The organism is Mucilaginibacter conchicola, from assembly GCF_003432115.1.
Lineage (GTDB): Bacteria > Bacteroidota > Bacteroidia > Sphingobacteriales > Sphingobacteriaceae > Mucilaginibacter > Mucilaginibacter conchicola.
This window is the reverse complement of the sequence record NZ_QWDC01000001.1, coordinates 1917535-1937273: the sequence shown is the minus strand read 5'-3', so window position 1 is coordinate 1937273 and position 19739 is coordinate 1917535. Positions and strand designations below refer to the sequence as shown.

Annotated in this window: 13 protein-coding genes; 2 read left to right on the top strand and 11 right to left on the bottom strand. The window is 45.0% G+C overall.

Going from position 1 to position 19739, the window contains the following annotated elements; all coding sequences use genetic code 11:
- Window positions 1–58: 58 nt before the first annotated feature.
- Genes D0C36_RS08745 through D0C36_RS08720 form a run of 6 tightly spaced genes read right to left on the bottom strand, consistent with a single transcriptional unit; the run spans window position 59 to window position 8312 of the window.
- Window positions 59–1069, bottom strand: a complete 1011-nt coding sequence (locus tag D0C36_RS08745; RefSeq protein WP_117391138.1) for a YncE family protein — start codon at window positions 1067–1069, stop codon at window positions 59–61.
- Window positions 1070–1129: 60 nt separating this feature from the next.
- Complete coding sequence (locus D0C36_RS08740; protein ID WP_117391137.1) at window positions 1130–4174, bottom strand: efflux RND transporter permease subunit; 3045 nt, start codon at window positions 4172–4174, stop codon at window positions 1130–1132.
- Complete coding sequence (locus D0C36_RS08735) at window positions 4174–5100, bottom strand: efflux RND transporter periplasmic adaptor subunit (protein WP_199501975.1); 927 nt, start codon at window positions 5098–5100, stop codon at window positions 4174–4176. The genes D0C36_RS08740 and D0C36_RS08735 overlap by 1 nt, the downstream gene beginning before the upstream one ends.
- A 1-nt stretch (window position 5101) precedes the next feature.
- Window positions 5102–6337 carry a TolC family protein gene (locus tag D0C36_RS08730; protein WP_117391136.1) on the bottom strand — a complete coding sequence of 412 codons (1236 nt, stop codon included), beginning with the start codon at window positions 6335–6337 and terminating at the stop codon, window positions 5102–5104.
- Window positions 6338–6384: 47 nt separating this feature from the next.
- Window positions 6385–7638 (bottom strand): sensor histidine kinase, encoded by a 1254-nt coding sequence (locus D0C36_RS08725; RefSeq protein WP_117391135.1) that lies wholly within the window; start codon window positions 7636–7638, stop codon window positions 6385–6387.
- Window positions 7635–8312, bottom strand: a complete 678-nt coding sequence (locus tag D0C36_RS08720) for a response regulator transcription factor (RefSeq protein WP_117391410.1) — start codon at window positions 8310–8312, stop codon at window positions 7635–7637. The genes D0C36_RS08725 and D0C36_RS08720 overlap by 4 nt, the downstream gene beginning before the upstream one ends.
- A gap of 146 nt (window positions 8313–8458) precedes the next feature.
- Here D0C36_RS08720 and D0C36_RS08715 point away from each other — a divergent pair, with 146 nt between their 5' ends.
- Entirely contained in the window at window positions 8459–9058 is a 600-nt protein-coding gene (locus D0C36_RS08715) for a phosphatase PAP2 family protein (RefSeq protein ID WP_117391134.1), read from the top strand.
- Between the two features lie 85 nt (window positions 9059–9143).
- Here D0C36_RS08715 and D0C36_RS08710 read toward each other — a convergent pair whose 3' ends face one another.
- The 4 genes from D0C36_RS08710 to rhaT all read right to left on the bottom strand — a co-directional run bounded on the left by D0C36_RS08710 (window position 9144) and on the right by rhaT (window position 15268).
- Complete coding sequence (locus tag D0C36_RS08710; protein ID WP_117391133.1) at window positions 9144–10526, bottom strand: FGGY-family carbohydrate kinase; 1383 nt, start codon at window positions 10524–10526, stop codon at window positions 9144–9146.
- An 11-nt stretch (window positions 10527–10537) separates the two neighbouring features.
- Window positions 10538–11812: a TIM barrel protein gene (locus D0C36_RS08705; RefSeq protein WP_117391132.1), complete on the bottom strand. Its 1275-nt coding sequence runs from the start codon at window positions 11810–11812 to the stop codon at window positions 10538–10540.
- Window positions 11813–11915: 103 nt separating this feature from the next.
- A complete protein-coding gene (locus D0C36_RS08700; protein ID WP_117391131.1) occupies window positions 11916–14033 on the bottom strand; it encodes a bifunctional aldolase/short-chain dehydrogenase in 2118 nt (705 codons plus the stop codon).
- A 155-nt stretch (window positions 14034–14188) separates the two neighbouring features.
- On the bottom strand, window positions 14189–15268 hold the full coding sequence (gene rhaT / locus D0C36_RS08695) for an L-rhamnose/proton symporter RhaT (protein WP_117391130.1): 1080 nt from the start codon (window positions 15266–15268) through the stop codon (window positions 14189–14191).
- A gap of 444 nt (window positions 15269–15712) precedes the next feature.
- Between rhaT and D0C36_RS08690 the strand changes: the two genes are divergently transcribed.
- A complete protein-coding gene (locus D0C36_RS08690; RefSeq protein ID WP_117391129.1) occupies window positions 15713–18340 on the top strand; it encodes an alpha-L-rhamnosidase in 2628 nt (875 codons plus the stop codon).
- A gap of 258 nt (window positions 18341–18598) precedes the next feature.
- Here D0C36_RS08690 and D0C36_RS08685 read toward each other — a convergent pair whose 3' ends face one another.
- Window positions 18599–19624, bottom strand: a complete 1026-nt coding sequence (locus D0C36_RS08685) for a GntR family transcriptional regulator (RefSeq protein WP_117391128.1) — start codon at window positions 19622–19624, stop codon at window positions 18599–18601.
- Between the last annotated feature and the right edge of the window lie 115 nt (window positions 19625–19739).

The following is a 19739-nucleotide window of genomic DNA, read 5'->3' as shown; positions in this document are numbered from 1 at the left end:
CCTTAACGTAAAGAAGCCTGCAATTCATAATTGCAGGCTTCTTTTTATCAGTCAAGGATTATTTACTTATTTCAAGGACATGGAATGTCCCCGGTATCATTTTGGGGCGCTCTGTTGAGCCTGCCGGTACCGATTCTGTTTTTGCGGTAGGCAAGTATATTTTATGGGTTGATGCGTCAAGCGCAATTGTGCGTGCACCCGGTTCGGTTTTTACATCGGCCAGTTGAACAAACTTGTTTGCCGATACCTCTTTGATAACCGATAACGTGCCTTCATGATTAGACGAATAAGCTTGCTTTAACTCAGGATCAAAGGCTACTCCGTCGCAATCGCCTATCTTAAATTTTGCCAGGTTTTTACCTGTTGTGGCGTCCAGAATAATCATGGTTGCATTGCCGCCGCAGCCCGCAAATAATCGGTTGGTAGCCACATCAATAGCCAGGCCCGATGGTTCATCGCCACCGGTAAGTTTAAAGCGCTTCACTACCTTTAAAGCGTTAGCATCTATCACCACCACCTCGTTAGTAGTTTCTGAATTTACAAAAACCAAACCTTTACCGTTAGATACGCCGGTTTCGGGTTTGCCGCCCAACGGGATGGTAGCAACTATTTTATCTGTTGCCGGGTCTATCACCGTGGCATCCTGGCTTTTGCCGTTAAATACGAATACCTTTTTTGAGTAAGCATCGTAAAATATAGCATCAGGGTTAGTGCCAACCGGGATAGTACCCAAAGTTTGGTAGGTCTGCATATCAAATACGGTGCAGGCGTTGGCCTTACCGTTACTGGTATAACCTTTGTTTAAAGCCGGTACAAGCGCAATACCATGCACACCGGCAGTATTGCTTATCACCCCTAACGAATCACCGGTAGTGCTTATCACATTTACTTGTGTGCCATGCGATACAAAGATGCGTTTACCCGGCGCATCAACCGTAAGATAATCCCAGCCCCCATTGCTTTTAATGGGGAAAGAGTTACTTACATGCAAATTATGCTGTTGCGCAAATGCAGTGCCTGATAAGGCCATCGCTGCAACTATAAAGGCTGATCTTCTTAGTGTTTTCATATCTTATTTTTTATGACAATGATGATGGTCAAATCTGTTTTAATCCTGTAAAATGCGGCCTTATTCTGTCAAAGGTTTGTTACGATAAACTATCCTCAGCATGCTTGGTAATACAACCAACAGCAGGGGCAGGGCGACTATAAAGCCACCAATTACGGCTATGGCCAGCGGCTGATGCAACTGTGCACCCGCGCCTATACCCAAGGCCAGTGGCATCAGGGCGATGATAGCACCGAGGGCTGTCATCAATTTTGGCCTTAAGCGAGTAGAGATCGAGTACACTATGGCATCATCAACAGAACCCTCACGTGCACTTTCCCTGAACTGCCAAAAGGTGAAAATGGCATTCTCGCCAATAATACCTACTATCATGATGAGGCCCGTATAGCTGCCAACGTTTAAAGGCGTGTGCGTTAAAAATAAAGCCAGAAAGCTCCCGCTGATACCCAACACAGCTATACTCAGAATGATAAATGCCACCCTAACCTCGCGGAACAGAAACAATATCACACAAAATACCAGCAAACTTGCCGTTACCAGGATGATAAGCAGTTCTTTAAATGATTGCTGTTGCTCGGCATAAGCACCGCCATAAGCTACATGATAACCCGATGGCAAGTTGACCTTTTGTTGGATCTCCTTTTGGATAACAGGCATCACACTGCCTAAGCTACCCTGGTCTAATCGGGCGGTGATAACGCCCATAGCCTGCAGGTTTTCGCGCTGTATCTCGGCATCGCCGGCATGTATATTAACTTTTGCTACTTCTGAAAGTGGTAAAAGGCGACCATCGTTCAAAAAGATACTTTGTTTAGATAGGCCATTAATATCCAGCGAGCGGTTCCCCGGGTAAACCATACGCACGGGAGATTGCTGTTCTTTTTCGATCACAATGCCGGCCTGTGTGCCATCTAAGGCATTTTGCAACTGTGTTTGTATAGCATTTGGTGTTAAATTGTACTGCGCCAACTTGCTGTAGTCAGGCTGCAACTCAACCGATGGGCCAGCTATCACTATGCCGTCAAATACATCGGCTGTGCCTTTTACCTTCGTTACTACATCTGCTATTTGTTTGGAGAGTTTTTGCAGTGTAGCCTGGTTATCGCCAAAAACTTTTATTTCGATGGGTTGGGTAGAGGTCATCAGGTCGCCCAGCATATCGCCTATCACCTGGCCAAAATCAACCCGTAAAGCCGGTTGACTTGTTTCAACGGCTGTACGCAGATCGCTGATAACTTCTTCTGATGTTTCTTTATGGTTCTTTTTTAGTTGTATCAGGTAGTCGCCTGTGTTGGGTTCGGTGATAAAAAATCCCATTTGTGTACCCGTACGGCGGGAGTAGGCCGCAACATCGGGGTGCTTAATAATAGCTTTTTCAATCTCGCGCAGCATCCGGTCTGTCTCATCTAAAGAGGTTCCCGGCGGCGAGGTATAGTCCAATACAATGCTGCCTTCGTCCATGTCGGGTAAAAAGCCACTATCCAGCCTGCCGGGTATGAAAGCTATAACGGCTATTAATATCAATGCGAACACAATACTGACCACGGGTTTGTGGATGAAAAATGATACCCAGCGCTGTTTTTTTACATGATGCTCTTCTTGCTTTAGGGCTGCTTTTTTTGGTTTATGCCTGGTAAGCAGCAAATAGATAATAGGCAAACCTAACCAGGTGACGAAGAATGATGATATGAGCGTAATGATCATGGTGCTGGTCATTACTTTGAAATAGGCACCCGCCACACCGGTCATCAATATGAAGGGTACAAATATAACTATGGTGCTGATAGATGAGCCTATCATTGCTGGAAGTAAATAGCTGATGGCTTTATGCAGCAGGGTTTTAGTAGATTCTTCGGGATGCTCTTCGTGTGTGCGGTGGATCTGTTCAACCACTACAATAGCGTCATCAATTATTAAACCTATGGCTGCGGCAACGGCACCCAGCGTCATAATGTTGAGCGTGTAGCCTTGTACATAAAGAATGAGCAATGTAAGCCCCAATGTAACCGGAATAGTTATCAAGATAGTGGCACTTGCCTTTACCGAGCGCAGGAAGATGATAGCCACCACAATGGCCAGCGCCAAACCTATCCAAAGCGAATCGCTTACGCTGCGGATGGCGGTATTCACAAAATCGGCCTGTACGTAATATGGTTTAATGGTTACGCCGGCGGGCAAGATCTTTTGCAGCGCCGAGATTTTTTTACCCATATCATCAGATAACTGCACAAGGTTGGCATCAGGTTGTTTAATGACTGCTACCAGCACACCATCGTGTCCGTTTGCGTTGATCTTGGTGTATTCAATCCCCGGGTTTATTTGTACATCGGCAATGTCTTTTAGCTGTACCACGCGCTTGCGGTCGTTGCTGATCACCACTTCAGAAAGCTGGTCGCGGGTGCTTACCGTAGCGTTCATCACCGTGAGGTAAAGCATTTTATAAGCCGAAAGGTACCCTTCTGATTTGATGAAGTTTGTTTGCGTAAGCGCGTTGCTCACCATATCAGGCGTAATGCCCAGCGCGCTCATTTTTTGGATATTGAGGATAAGCCAGTATTCCTTGTTTTTACCACCTATAACACGGATATCAGACACGCCCGAAACCTGCGACAGGAAAGGTTTTACCGTATAAGTCGCTATTTGTTTCAGTTCAATTGGCGATTTAGTATGGCTCTCCAGCGTGTACCCGCTTACCGGCAATATAGATGGGTTCATTTTTTGAACCGTCACATTCAGCTCTGGCGGCAGGTTGTTTTTGATCTGGTTAATGCTCGATTCTATCCGTTGCTGGCTGATATCGATATCAGCATTCCAGTTCATAAAGGCCGAGATCTCGCAGCTGCCGCGACTGGTGGTACTGCGCACGTATTGCAGGCCGGGTACCTGTTTAACCGCATTCTCCAGAGGTTTGGTAACGCTTACCATCATCTTATCAACCGGCTGCAGGCCGGCATCGGCAATGATCTTTATTTTAGGAAACGTGATCTCGGGGAAAAGGGAAGTTTGCATGCGCGAGTAGGCAAAGGCGCCTCCCAGCAATATAATGAGCAGTAGCAGGCTCACCGGCTTTCTGTGCCGTACAAAGAAGTCTTCAGCTGTTCTCATTATTGTGTTATCCTTATTTTGGCGGTATCGGCCAATCCATAATTTCCGGTCTCAATGATCCTGTCTGACGGCTGAAACACCGGCGAGAGGAGTTCTACCTTAGCGCTGGTCTCGATGCCTTTTTTCACGAGTATCTTCACTGCCGTGCTATCATTGATGATCTTCATTACCCAAAACTCAGTCAGCGTCTCGTTGGCTAACACGGCAGATTTTGGCAGCATGGCCGCATTGCTCTTTGCCGCTTTTATCAAGCGTGCTTTGGCTACCAGGTTCTCCGGCAAAGGCTGCGCGCTATTCACTTTTATCACCAGGCCCTGGGTTTGGGCAAGCGAATCAACCGATGGCATAGTTGATGCTACCTGCCCGTTTAATTGAGTGCCATCGGGCAAGGTGAGTTGCAGGGTTTGGTTATGTGCCATCAACTGGTGCAACTCATAAGGTACCTGCAGCAGAAAAGCAAAGCTGTTATGGTCACTTATAACAGCTAACTGTTCGCCATCCTGCACATAATCGCCCAGTTGGTGGGTTAATTGCGTTACATAGCCGTTGGTTGACGCAACAATGCGGTTAACCCCCGAAAATTTAAAAGTAGTATCCAGAACATTGATAGTGTTGCCAATGCTTTGCGCCTCTTTGGTTTTAATCGTAAAAAGCAGTTGGCCTTTATGCACATATTCGCCTGGCTTGATGTTTACTTTGTTGATATAGCCAATGGCATTGGCCTTAACGTAATTCTTTTGCAGGAATGTTGAGGTTGCATTGAGTGTTATGGTGTCTGTGAGCGCGCCTTGCTCTATATGGGTAACGGTTACATGGGTTACAGCGGTCGGCGTGCTTTCCTCTTCAGCTGTGCTGCCGCCGCTTGAGCAGGATGAGAACGCAAAAGCACTTAAAACGAGCATTAAAATATAGTGGTGCCTGGTCATATTATTTGTTCCAATAATTCAATTGATTAATGAGTTGTAGCTGCGCTATAAGGTTAGTGGTCAACAGGTTTTTAGTAGACAGGTAGTTGTTGATGGCCAATATCAGGTCGGCAATTTTAAGGTCGCCGGTTTGCATCAGTTTGGTATCAACTTTAATAAGCGATTCAGAATATTTGAACTGGCTTTTAATATCAGCCAGTAACTGGTCGTAGCCTTTTATCTGATCTTTTAACTGATAAATTTGCTGGCTGTACTGCTGCTCAAAAAATTGCTTGTATTGCTGGCGGGTATTCTCCTCTAACTGAATTTTACGGTGCGCCAGCTTCCGTTGCCCGCCATCATAAATAGGGATGCTTAACCCGAAGCCCGCGCTGGCGCCAAGGTTTTTATAATAATCAACCGTAAGATCTGAGTTGTAACCACCATCGACAAAAAGGTGGAATTTGGGCTTGTAACTATAATCAATCAACTGATGCGCATTTTTGATCCTGACGCTATCCAACTGAAACTGCTTAAAGAAAATGCTGGATGATCTGTCTGCGAGTAAGGTGTTTCTGATGTCGGGCCTGCTCAGGGTATCCAACACGGTATCACGCATACCTGCAAGGTATTTAAGGGTGCTGTAATCGGCTTTGTATTGCAGTTCGGCTTGTTTCTTTTGTAGCTCGGCCTGCTTAAGGGTTACCAGAAAGGTAAGGTAATCACTTTGTCGGTAAACATTGCTGCGGGTAAGTTTTAACAGTACCTGCTCTTCTTTGGTAAGTAGCTGTACAATTTCGGCATTAAAACGTTGCTGTTCCTGGCTGCCGTAGGCGGTTATATATTGCGCCGCTATAGTTTTTCGCAGGTCCTGCTCAGAGAGGCGGATGGTGTTTTTTATAGAATCTTTTTGATTAAGGATGCTGAGCAATTGCGCATTCAGATATCCTTTGCCTATGAATTGCTTATCTATAGTAACCAGTCCGGTTAACTGCTGCCCGTTGGTGATAGCGGTGGAGTAGCCGTAGCTTTTTATAACAGGTGCATATAGCCCCATTACGCTGCCTGTAATTTGTGGCCTGAAACCTGCGCGCAATCGCACACTATCTATCTGGCCGGCCAGGATCTGGTTGTTCAGATCGCGTATGAGGGGGCTGTTTTTGATGGCCGACTGTACAAAATCGTCAAGCGTATGATTTTGCGCCCTGGCAACAGTGCTTATGAGTATGAGGAACAAGAAGAGATATCGTTGCTTCATGCAACGAAACTAAATGCCAATTCTGGATAAATTTTGGATGCGTATGGCTATTGAAATTTTATCTCAAATAAATGCAGCCCGGCCTCAAAACTATAGCCGAACAGATAGCCGTAACTATCGCAGATTTCTTTCACCAGGGTAAGGCCCAGGCCGCTGCCTTCAGACTCTGGCGATTTGTAAAAACGCTGTAAAACCTTTTGCTCGTTTAAGGCAGTGTTGGCACCCGTGTTAGAAATTACCAGTTCATTTTGGTTTAAACGGATCTCAATTTGCCCGTTTGCTGTATTGTGCAGAATAGCATTACCCAACAGGTTGTTTAGCATCACCGTTAATAAGTCGCGGTTAATGGTTACGGGGCACGGTTTTAAATCTTTGCTGATACCGATGCCACGCTCTGCCAGCAGTTCCTGAAATTCGTTAAGCTTATCGTCAATAAACTCAGCAAGGTCTATCGTTTCACGCTCGGCCATTAGCTTGTTCTCTATCCTCGAGAGGAGCAACATTGAGCGGTTGAGCTTTTTTAACCTGCCCACGGTGTGATACACTTCGCTGATGATCTCGCCTTGCTTGTCGGTCATTTCGCCTACCTGCATCAGGGTATCCAGTTTGGAGTTGATCACAGCCAAGGGTGTCATCAACTCATGGGCGGCGTTCTCCACAAAACCTTTTAGTGATTGATAATCATTCATCACCCGGCCAGACATGGCAGTAACCTCTACATTTAGATCTCTGAACTCGTCAATATCACTTGTTACCGGGTTAATACCGTTTTTATCAGCCAGGTTAAAAAGTTTAATACCTTCCAGTATGCGGTAAAAAGGTTTCCATAAACGCCTCACCAAAATGCGGTTAATAATAAGCAAAAGTGTTAGCAGTACCAGTATAATGCCCAGTGTAATGAAAAATATAAACCTGATCAGATACTCGGTCTCCACTTTTGATTCAATGATCTCGATGCGATAAGTTTTGCCGCCCACCTTTACCGAACTGGTGAGCATGCGCCCGGCTTCCTGCTCGTTCTCTTCCTCGTTATAAAACATGGCGTTGCCAAAACTGCGGGCAATATCGTCTGTTGCAGAAGGCACAAACCTGATCTTTAAGCCATCTGATTTAAATACCTGGGGCAGGGCTTTATTCAGTTTTACGTAGGCGAAGATCTCGTTCTCTTCAACAAGAAGGTCGCGATCAACCCGGTTGGTGAGGATATAGCTGATGGTGAGATAGTACACAAAACCCGTGACAATGATAATAGCAATTGTCACCAATAGGCTTATGCGGTTGTAGCGGTCTATTAATTTCAATGTTCGCCAAATTTATAGCCCATGCCGTAAGTTGATTGAATGTAATCGCCTGCACCGGCATCTATCAGTTTTTTCCTCAGGTTTTTGATGTGCGAATAGATAAAATCAAAGTTGTCTGATATATCTATCTCATCGCCCCATAAATGTTCTGCAATAGCATTTTTAGAGATCACCTTACCTTTATTGGCGATAAAATATAACAATAGCGCATACTCTTTTTTGGTGAGTTTAACCGGTGTTTCGTTTACAGAAACCTGTTTGGCTAAAAGGTCAACAGTTATCTCGTTAAAGATGATCTCGCGGTTACCGTTAAATGATTTACGGCGAACGATGGCCATAACGCGGGCTTTCAGTTCTGAAAGGTGAAAAGGCTTGGTCAGGTAATCATCGGCTCCAAGATCAAGGCCGTGCAGCCTGTCGTCTAACGAGTTTTTGGCCGAGATGATCAATACCCCGTCAGGGTGATGGTTGGCTTTCAGGGTTTCCAGTATATCAAGGCCGTTGCCGTTGGGCAGGGTAATATCCAGCAGGATGCAATCGTACCTGTAAAGGTTTATCTTTTGCAGCGCGCTCTCATAATCATGGGCAGTTTCGCAAATATTACCGCCCTCGGTAAAATAATCGCGGATGCTGTCGCGCAGGCCCGGCTCGTCTTCAATTACCAATACTTTCACAATGGTTTCAAAGCTCATCATCAATTCTGGATAAATTTTGTGGAAATTAATTGCCCTGCCATTATTTTTAAATATAGGGATTATGCCCGGCCAATGTTCTAATAAAAATTCCAGAATTTAAACAGATTTAAGGCATTCTTTAGTGAATGCGAAAGTTCAGAAATGCATTTGTTCTTGTTATCTGCGTATTTAGTTCGATAGGTGCCGGGGCGCAAAATTTAGATATTCGTTTACTGCAACAGTTCAATGGCCCGCCATCCGGTGCTGATGGTTTTTGGAAAGGCGTATCAAAAAGCGATTACATAGTAGTGTTTGGCGCACCTGTTGCCATGCTGGCTACAGGCTTTGCCACAAACGATAAAGAGTTGAAAATAAAAGCACTTGAAACCGGCGGCGCTGTATTGTTAGCTGAGGGTGCAACCGTATTGCTAAAGAATGTTGTTCACCGCGACAGGCCATATATCGCACATCCGGAGTTGTTTTACGGCAAATCAAACGCTACCGATTACTCCTTCCCATCAGGCCATACCTCAACAGCGTTTGCAACGGCTACATCGTTAAGTTTGAGCTTTCCTAAATGGTATGTGATAGCACCATCTTTTGCTTATGCATCTGCGGTGGGTTACTCGCGTATGTACCTGGGTGTGCATTACCCCAGCGATGTATTAGGTGGCGCGCTGGTAGGGGCAGGCTCGGCGTTCTTAACTTTTAAGCTTAACAAATGGCTGCATAAGCAGGTGCATTAAAGAAAAGCCACCTTGTTCAAGATATGCTTACTCTTAAGTAGTTACAGATGGTTAATATTCGCGATACTCTACGGCAATTGCTTATTTATATATCAATTGTTTGGTTGGCCGAATAATATTTTAATTGAATTATATCATTTGGGACAGGTTTGGAATTCCATTCTTTGTGGATAGCTAACGCAGCACCAACCGCGGTAGCTTGCGCCATTGACGCCGAGAATACTTCTATGTTTGGAAATGCCTGCGCCAGCAGGTGCATAAACACACTGTTTTTACTAAAGCCGCCGTCTACAAATATGCGCTTCACTTTGGTACCTTTTAACACAAGCCCTGTAGAGTATACCTGGATGTTAACCAGATCAAGGATCAGTTGATGGTAGGCCTCAGTATCGTTACGATACTCAGAAAGGTCCCTCTTGCCAAAGGCTGAGATTTTGGCGCGTGGATCCTGCTCTACTGATAACTCTTTCGATTTTAAATAATTGATGATCTCAGGGTCAAAAACAACGTTGCGGTATTTGATGATATCCGTATCAAAATGGGCGGCAATGCGTTTTACCTGTTGCTCGTGCTCGTTACCAGAAAATAACCTCGATGCTTTTACCGGTTTGCCCTGGTATTGCAGGTAGCTGAGGCAATCGTCTTTTAACTCATCGGTGGTTAAAGGCTGCTGGTTAAAAGGGTTTAAGCTGATGCACCAGGTACCGGTACTTATAAGTATGAAAGGCTCATGAAAGTTAACCAGGTAGGGGATAAGCGCAGCAGAGCTATCGTGCAAACCAATACCCACCTTGTAATTATTACCGGGAAATAAAACCGGCATCACCTTGTTGGCGGGTTGGATGGATGGCAGTTTTAACGCGATACCTTCCTGCTGTGTCCACTCGTGGTAGCGGTTCTGTTCAAAATCCCAAAGGCAGGTGTGGCAGCCAATGCTGGTGAGATCAGAATAGGCTTTACCGGTGAGCAGGTAACTCATGTATTGCGGCAGATGCAACGCGTTCGCCACGCGATTGAATACATCCGGCTGTTCTTTTTTTAAACGGTAAAGCTGTAAACCGCTGTTTAAACTACCCAGTGCAGGTGATGCTGTTTGCACGCTTACTTTATCTTTACCGCCGTATTTGGCGTAAAACTGTTCGCTCAGTTCTTCGGGAAACTCTTTCAGGTAATTGTACAAGGGTGTAAGCGGTTTGCCATCCTCGCCAACGTAAATAAAGCTTGCGCCATAGGCCGAAAAATTTACCGCTTTTACTTTAAACTGAGGCATCCTGAAAACCTCGCTCAGCGAATCGAACACCGAAAGCCTCAGGCTCTCAATATTCTCACAGGGGAAGCCATCTTCATCAACCGTCTCCAAGAAACGGGCGGTCTTTTCAAAAACTATTTGGTAGTTCTCATCAAACAAGAATAGTTTTTTATTGGTCTTCCCAACATCAAATATGGCTATAACGGGTGTTGCACTCATATTGCCTGTTTTTATAAACCTGTTGCAACAGTTTTTAAGCCGCGCTCTTTTATGAGATTGTTGCGCACATCAAGTTTGCGGTAAGCACCTATTGGGTCTAACGAACCACCTTCACGCAGGCTTGCCTCAGCTATCAATGGCCTTACATCGGTACGGTAGGCCTGCTGCAATATTTCCTGGGCCAGTGCCACATCGTTATTTTGCTGGGCTGTTTTTAATGCTGGGGTATCTATCAGTAAAGCCTGTGCGTAAGCAATTTTTATGGCCTGTACAGATTGCAAAAGATCTTCAATAGGGTCTTTTACGTTGTGCGATGCATCTATCATCCAGCCGATTGAAGTGGCGTGCGCCATGCCGCGGGCATCCATACCTTCCACCAGTTCGTTAAATATCAGGAACAATTGGTATGGGTTGATGCTGCCTACGGTAAGGTCGTCATCACCGTATTTTGAATCATTGAAATGGAAGCCGGCCAGTTTACCTTCCATCAACAGGAGTGATACGATCTGCTCGATATTGGTATTTGGCAAGTGATGGCCCAGATCTACCAGGGTAGCCGCTTTATCGCCCAATTTATTGGCCAGCAACAGGGATTGCCCCCAATCGCCGATGGTGGTTGAGTAGAAGTTGGGTTCATAAGGTTTGTATTCTATCCAGATCTTCCAATCATGAGGGAGAGCGTTGTAGATCTCTTGCAAACTCTCATGTGTACGTTGGAATGCTTCTCTGAAATTTAATTGCCCGGGGAAGTTGGAACCATCAGACAACCAAACCGACAGCGCTTTTGAGCCAAGCTCTTTGCCGTAGTTAATTACCTGTATGTTATGCTCAACTGCCTGCGCACGCACCACTTTATCTACATGGTGCAACGAGCCGAACTTATAGCTGTGTTCGGCATCTTTCTGGTCCTGGAAGGTATTGGAGTTTACGGCATCAAAATGTAGCCCCAGTTGTGTGGCCAGTTGTTTTATCGACGACGCATTGTCAGGAATATCCCACGGAATGTGCAGTGATATGGAGTTGCTCGATCTGTTCAATGCATGGATAACACCAACATCTTCAATTTTTTCTTCCAGACTGCCCGGCTCGCCACCACCGCTAAACCTGCCGAAACGAGTGCCGCCTGTGCCCAAAGCCCAGCTCGGGATAGCCACATTAAAGGCCTGTAGTTTGGTTAAAACACCATCAAGATTATTTATATCAGCCGCAACGTGCTCAAAATTACGCTGGTGTTTTGTGGATAACTGATGGTTGTGCTCATCAATCAAATATTTTTCTATCTGCATAATTATGTAGGTATAAAGCCCTTTAGTGATTGGTGCACCAAAAGGTTTAGAATCATCAATTTACTTCTCCTTCCCTCTCCTTTGGAGAGGGAAGGAGAAGTCTTTATCTTACAAAAGCCGTTGCTACACCGCCATCAACATTCAGTACGTTACCGGTTGATTTGTTAAGCAAGCCACCTGCAAATGCAAAGCAGGCGTTAGCAATATCTTCAGGTAAGATGCTTTCATTCAATAATGTACGCTTGGCGTAGTAGGCCGGCAACTCATCAACTGTGATGCCGTAAGCTTTTGCACGGCCTTCGGCCCAGCCGCCTGCCCATATATTGCTGTCGCTGATCACCGCATCGGGGTTAACTACGTTAACGCGGATCTTATCGCCACCCAACTCAGCCGCGTTTAGCCTGCTAAGGTGTAATTGCGCCGCTTTTGCGCTACCGTAACCGGCATTATTAGGGCCGCTTACTAACGCGTTTTTGCTCACTACGTTAATAATGTCTCCACCAATATCCTGTTTTTTCATCACAGCTACAGCAGCCTGGGTAACAAAGAACTGGCCTTTTACTAAAACGTCATAAAGTAAGTCCCAGTCTGTAGCGGTGGTATCGCCGATAGTTTTAGAGATAGAAAGCCCCGCGTTGTTCACTATAAGATCTACACCACCAAATTGCAATGCGGCAACATCCAAAGCCGCTTGTATCTGGTCGTTATTGGTAACATCCATAACAGCTAAGGCGTAGGCATCTTTACCAAAAAGGCCTTTAAATTCTTCGCCGGCACCTTGTAAACGCTCTTCGTTCAGGTCGTTTAATACAACAACGGCACCTTCCTGGGCAAACTTTTTGGCGATAGCTTTGCCGATGCCGCCTGCACTACCGGTTACCAAAGCCACACGGCCCGATAAGGCTTTTGGTTTTGGCATGCGCTGTAATTTAGCTTCTTCCAACAACCAGTATTCAATATCAAAAGCTTCCTGGCGGGGCAGGGAAGTGTATTGAGAGATAGCTTCAGCGCCTTTCATTACGTTAATGGCGTTGATATAGAACTCGGCCGCAACGCGCGCTGTTTGTTTGTCCTTTGCAAAGGTGAACATACCAACGCCGGGATACAGGATCACTACCGGGTTAGCATCGCGGATAGCAGGGCTGTTATCGTGTTTACAGGTGTTATAATAATCGGTGTACATTTGGCGGTAGGCCTCAAACGCAGGGGCAAGTTTATCTTTTAGCGCAGCTACATCACTCAGGTCATCACCGGCTTTAAGATCCAATACCAGTGGACTGATCTTGGTTCTTAAGAAGTGGTCCGGGCAGCTGGTACCCAGCGGAGCCAGCCTGTCCAAATCGTTTGAGTTGGTAAACTCCAGCACGCGTGCATCATCAGTAAAATGACCTATCATGGAAACCTTTGATGAGCAGAAACCACGCAGAACAGGGGCCAAAGCAGCCGCCTGTTTTTTGCGCTCATCAGCAGCAAGGCTTTGTAGCCTTTGGCCGCCAAATACAGGGCCTTTTTTGCCGTAGTTTTGCTCCAGGTATTCGGCACATTTTTCGATCACTTCAAGGGTATTGATGTAGCTTTCGTAAGCGGTATCGCCCCAGGTAAATAACCCGTGCGAGCCTAACATGATACCGCGGATACCGGGATTGTTATCCAGGCACTCTTTCAATTGCAAACCAAGGTCGAAACCCGGGCGCTGCCAGCCTACCCAGCCAATAGTACCGCCAAATAATTCTTTGGTTATTTGTTCGCCGTCTTTAGCTGCTGCAATGGCAATGGCTGCATCGGGGTGCAGGTGGTCAATGTGTTTAAACGGCAGGAAACCATGTAGTGGTGTATCAATAGAAGGTGCTTTTGAGCTAAGGTCAAAAATACTGTGGTTAAAAAGTTCCACCATCTCATCTTCAAACTCGATACCTCGGTAAACGTTTTTAAGGCTGCGTAACCTGTCAACATATAAAGCCGCCAGTCCGCTTTTTTTTAGCGTACCAATATCACCGCCCGATCCTTTTATCCACATTACCTCAACCTCTTTGCCGGTTAAGGGGTCTTTATCAAACACCTTGCATGAGGTATTGCCGCCGCCGTAGTTGGTAAGGCGCAGGTCGGCACCAAGCAGGTTTGAGCGGTATATCAATAAAGCTACTTCATCTCCCGCCAGCTCTGCAGCTTTGGCCTCGTCCCATAAGTAGCTTACATGTTTAAATTGTTTTGTAGCAGACATATTTATTAATTACTGAATTGTCGATTTTATGAATTATTGTTTTTATCTGTTTTGATCTTGCGTCTTATTTAGCCTCACCTAAATCCTCTCCAAAGGAGAGGGCTTTAAAAACATACTTCTCAGAATCTTCTCTTTTGGAGAGGGCGGGCTGAGGCTTATTTTATCGAATTACCATAACCCACCACCAATACCGATACGATGATAGTAGCTATGCCTGCCATCACCGTATAGATTGCTTTTTTGCTTACGCCTTTCCATTCTTTTAATAACAGGCCCCATATATTAGCTATCAGGATAATAAACGCCATGTGTAATATCCACGAGCTGGCACCGTTGCCCAGTTTGCTTTCGCCCATGCCATAAAAAAAGAATTGCAAAAACCAGGTTGTGCCCGCCAGTGCCGAAAAGATGTAGTTCTTTAACAGCGGTTTTGTACCATCGGTATAGTTACCGAACGTTTTGTTGCGGGCGTTTAAGATCATACACCATATAAAGTTGGTGCTAAGGCCGCCCCAAAGCAGCACTACGTAGATCACGTTGTTCTGGAACAGGAAATTGCCCTGACCTGGGTGCGTGGCTTGCCAGGCCTGGTTAGCTACATCGGCCATTGATTTGCCCGCCTCTATACCAAAGTTGAAACAAGCACTTAACACGCCCGATACAATGGCTACAAATATGCCCAGACCAAAACGGTAGTCTTTATTCTCTTCGGCAACGGTTTGTTTTTGTGCCAGTTCTTTCTCTTTGATAGTACCTGCTTTACCGCAAATGATGATACCCAGGCTGCATATTACTATACCCAGCAGCACCATTTGCCCCCAATGGCTATGCAGCATCATGCTGAAACTGTCTTTGCCTTCCTGCGGGAAAAAGTTATAATAAACAGATGGAATGATAGAACCGAAGACCGCACAAAGTCCCAGTATAATGGTACTGCCCAATGATACGCCCAAATAACGTACACCCAAACCATAAGTTAAGCCGCCTATGCCCCAAAGCAGGCCGAAGAAATAGGTGAGTGTTAATATTTTGCCGTTAGTTTGCGCTATGATATCTGTAAAGCCGGGTATGGTTAACCAGGCGGCAACAGGTGGCACAATAAGCCAAGAGAAAATACCGCCTACTATCCAGAAGCTTTCCCAGGCCCAGCCTTTTACTTTTTTATAGGGAATGTAAAAACTCCCGGAAGCAAAGCCGCCGATAAAGTGCAGAATAACGCCAAACAATGCCTGCATAATTCAAGGTTCTCTAAAAAGGGTTTATAAATGGTTATTACAATAATAAAGTTAAGTGTTTATTTAACTATGCCTATCTGTTACCATGCTGCTTTAGTTGTATGGCAATGGTAGAGTTGGGTATAGTTGAGCTAATTATTTAGAATATTTTCGGTAAGCTTAACTAAGAGCGTCTTTTAAACCAATAACAGGCGCAGTTTAACCCCAAAAAACTCCGATGATCAAAGGGTATGGATACACTTTTTAAAAAGTGGCCATGCTTGCATTTATTGCATTATGTTAGTTTTGGGTGTCATTAAGATAATACATGCCTTTTTACACACTTATAATAAAGGTGTTGATCAATATATGGATAGGGAAATTAGGCGGTGGCAAACAATAAATTATAATAGGAATATTTTGAAGCGTTTAAATTACATCACCACATTAGGGGTCATTTATATCATGTTAGCAAGCTCTGTTGCATACGCACAACGCACAACGGCTTTGCAATGCGAGCATCTGGTATCGCCCATAGGGGTTGATGCCCGTCATCCACGCCTTTCATGGCAAATGGAAGATAGCCGCACAGGTGCGGCGCAATCTGCTTATCAGGTTTTGGTAGGTACCGATTCGGTGCAACTGGCAAAATCACCGGCGGTATGGAACTCCGGCAAAATAACATCATCGGTAAGCAATATTACCTATCAGGGCAAGGCCTTGCAGCCCTCAGTTAAATATTACTGGTTGGTGCGCACCTGGGGCCGCAGCGGCAAACAATTGCCAGATAGCCGGATCAGCAGTTTTGAGACCGGGCTGATGGGCGCTAATAACTGGAAAGGCTCGTGGATAAGCGATATGGGCAGCATCAATACCCTGCCTGCGCCTTATTTCCGCAAGGCATTTACGGCAGGGAAAAAGGTAAAGTCGGCAAGAGCGTATATAGCCGTTGGCGGTTTGTATGAACTGTATATCAACGGGCAAAAAATAGGTAACCACCGTTTAGATCCTATGTATACCCGCTTTGACAGGCGCACGCTTTATGTAAGTTATGACGTTACCAAGCAACTGCAGCAAGGCAAAAATGCCATAGGGGTATTGTTAGGTAACGGCTGGTACAACATGCAATCTATAGCCGTATGGAACTTTGACCGTGCCCCGTGGCGTAACAGGCCAACCTTTTGTATGGACCTGAAGATAACCTATACCGACGGGACAATTGCGACAGTTGCAACCAACGATAGCTGGAAAACCCATGCCAGCCCCATCACCTTCAACAGTATTTACACCGGCGAGCATTACGACAGCCACCTGGAATTACCCGGATGGAATAAGCCTGATTTTGATGATAAAGACTGGAAGGAAGTAATGTTACGTGCCGCACCGTCAAAACAAATTGTTAGCCAGGTAATGCAGCCTATCCGCAATGTGGATGAGATAGAGGCGAAATCTATTGAGAAATTTAATGATACCACTTATGTGGTTGACCTGGGCAGGAACATTTCGGGTGTAACTAAAGTGAAGCTAAAAGGCGATGACGGGACAGTAGTGCGCGTTAAACATGGCGAAAGGCTTTACCCTGATGGACATGTAGATATGTCGAACATTGATGTTTACTATCGACCTAAAGATAAAAGCGATCCTTTTGGTACGGATATCATCACCCTTAATGGTAAAGGTACGGTTGAGTTTATGGCGAAATTCAACTATAAAGGTTTCCAGTATGTTGAAGTAACCAGCACCAAACCTATCGACCTTAAGAAAGAAGACGTTACCGGGTATTTTATGCACAGCGATGTGGAGCCCGCAGGTAAGATCACGTCATCAAACCCGTTGATAGACCGTTTGTGGTGGGCCACCAATAACTCCTATTTATCAAACCTTTTTGGTTATCCTACAGATTGCCCTCAGCGCGAAAAGAACGGCTGGACAGGCGATGGTCACTTCGCCGTAGAAACCGGTTTGTTCAATTTTGATGGCATCACTATCTACGAAAAATGGCTTGGCGATCATCGTGATGAACAACAACCCAACGGTGTACTGCCAGATATTATCCCGACCGGCGGCTGGGGCTATGGCACAGCAAACGGCACCGACTGGACAAGTACCATTGCCATTATTCCATGGAACCTGTATATGTTTTATGGCGACAGTAAGGCCTTGGCTGATAATTATGATAATATCCGCGCGTACGTGAATTATGTAGATGGCATCAGCACAAATAATTTGACAACGTTTGGCCGGGGCGATTGGGTGCCGGTTAAGTCATCATCGTCGCTGGAATACACTTCGTCAATTTATTTTTATGTAGATGCAACTATTCTGGCAAAGGCAGCCAAATTATTTGGTAAACAGGCAGACTATACCCATTATACCGAACTGGCGGCTAAGATCAAAAAAGCCATCAACGATAAGTATTTTAACAAAGCTACAGCCATTTACGGCAGCGGCGTGCAAACGGAACTCAGCATGGCCCTGCAATGGAATGTTGTACCTGACGAATACAGAACCAAAGTGGCCCAAAACCTTGCGAAACGAGTAGCAGACGATAAAATGCATATTGATGTTGGTGTATTAGGCGCAAAGGCTGTACTGAATGCATTGAGCAATAACGGACAAGCAGAAACAGCTTATAAACTGGCTTCGCAGGATACCTACCCATCATGGGGGTGGTGGATAGTGAACGGTGCAACCACGCTTTACGAGAACTGGAACATACAAGCCGAGCGCGACATTTCGTTAAACCACATGATGTTTGGTGAAATAGGCGGCTGGTTCTTTAAAGGCCTGGGCGGCATACTGCCCGATGAGGCACATCCGGGCTTTAAAAACGTGTTGCTGAAGCCAAATTTTGTTTCGGGTTTAAACTTCTTCACGGCATCGCATAACGGGCCTTACGGTAAGATCATTTCATCATGGGAGCGTAAGGGGCAGGATGTGATGTATAAAGTTACCATCCCGGCAAATTCATCGGCAACCATAACCTTCCCTGATGCGGCAAAGGCAAAGGTTTATTTAAATAACGCACAGATAAAAAATACAGCAAACTACTCTGTAGCTGCCGGCAGCTATCAGTTTAAGGTGAGTTATTAAAGTAATGCGATATACAATAAGAACATCCCGACTGGCAATCGGGATGTTCTTGTTAGCAGGCAGGGTAGCTCCTACGGAGCAGAGGAGTATCCGTCTTATTTTCTACAAAGCGTTAGCCCCGATGGGGTAGTTTTGCGCAAGGATGATGAAAATATAATGCTTCAGATTAAAAAAGTAATAAATGTCCTGTAGGGACAACCGCTTTGTAGAGTAAACAGCAGTGAGAATTTTGCCCTTAGGGGCTACCCTTACAGCGCATCATATAGAGTTTCTGATGATGGTATTGAACGGTACTTTATGGTGTTCTGTTGAGTTATTTAAAACCAGTTCTGCCGCTTTTTCGCCCATAAAACCAAAATCGGTTGATATGGTGGTGATGCCGTTAAGTATCAGTCGCTTCAAAGCGGTTTCGTTATAAGATATAATGCCGATATCTTCTCCCATTTTATAGTTAATGCTAAGGGCTTTATCAATCAGTTCAACCAGGTCATCTTCGGTAAGCGTAATATACAGCGAGTTTTTGAGGATGGTTTCCGACTTAAAATCTGAGATGATATCATAATCGCAGTTATGTGCCTTGCAAAAGTTGAGGAAGCCGATGAGTATATCTGTAGAGAAATAGCTCTGCTTAGGGAATACAATGGTTAACGAAGTGTACTGGCGTACTTTATCAGCCAGGTTGGTTAGGGCATTATAAATATCGTTCTGGAAATCCTCATAAACCGCACCAAATTGGCCTGTTACCCCGTCAATCAGTTTGCCCATCAGTATCAGCTTTTCTTTTGGCACCTCGTTTATCACCTCAAAGGCATTATCAGCCTTATCTCTAAAATGGGGCACTATCACCACTTTATCGTACTTATCCTGCTTCTCGAGTAATAGTTTTTTAAAGAAATTGAAATTGCTGTTATAAATATAAAAATCAATAGAGGCCTTGTTAGCGAGTGCACCTGCAAAAGCATCATACAATAACTTTTTGTGTGCGCTGAGTTTGTTGAACAAGAGTAAAACACGCACAGGTTGGTCAACCCGTGTATTTGAGATAAAATATCCCTTGCCAGGCACCGAATTAATAACACCTATCTTTTTAAGATCGTTGTAAGCACGGGTGATGGTGTTTCTGGAGATATCGAGCGCAATACTCAGATCATTGATAGAAGGCAGTACATCATCCTTGTCTATCAGGTTATCCTCAATGGCGCGCAGTATAGAGTTGTATATCTGGGCGTAGTAGGGTGTAATAGAATATTCGTCTATCCTTAAGATCTTTAAAAAATTCCTCATCAGTTGTTGTAAATATACCGGTGTTCTCGGTTTTACAATAAATCTAAAGCAAGTTTACGATAATCTGCAGGGGGTGGGGTTGATATTCATCACCAATTGAGGTGGATGCTTGTAT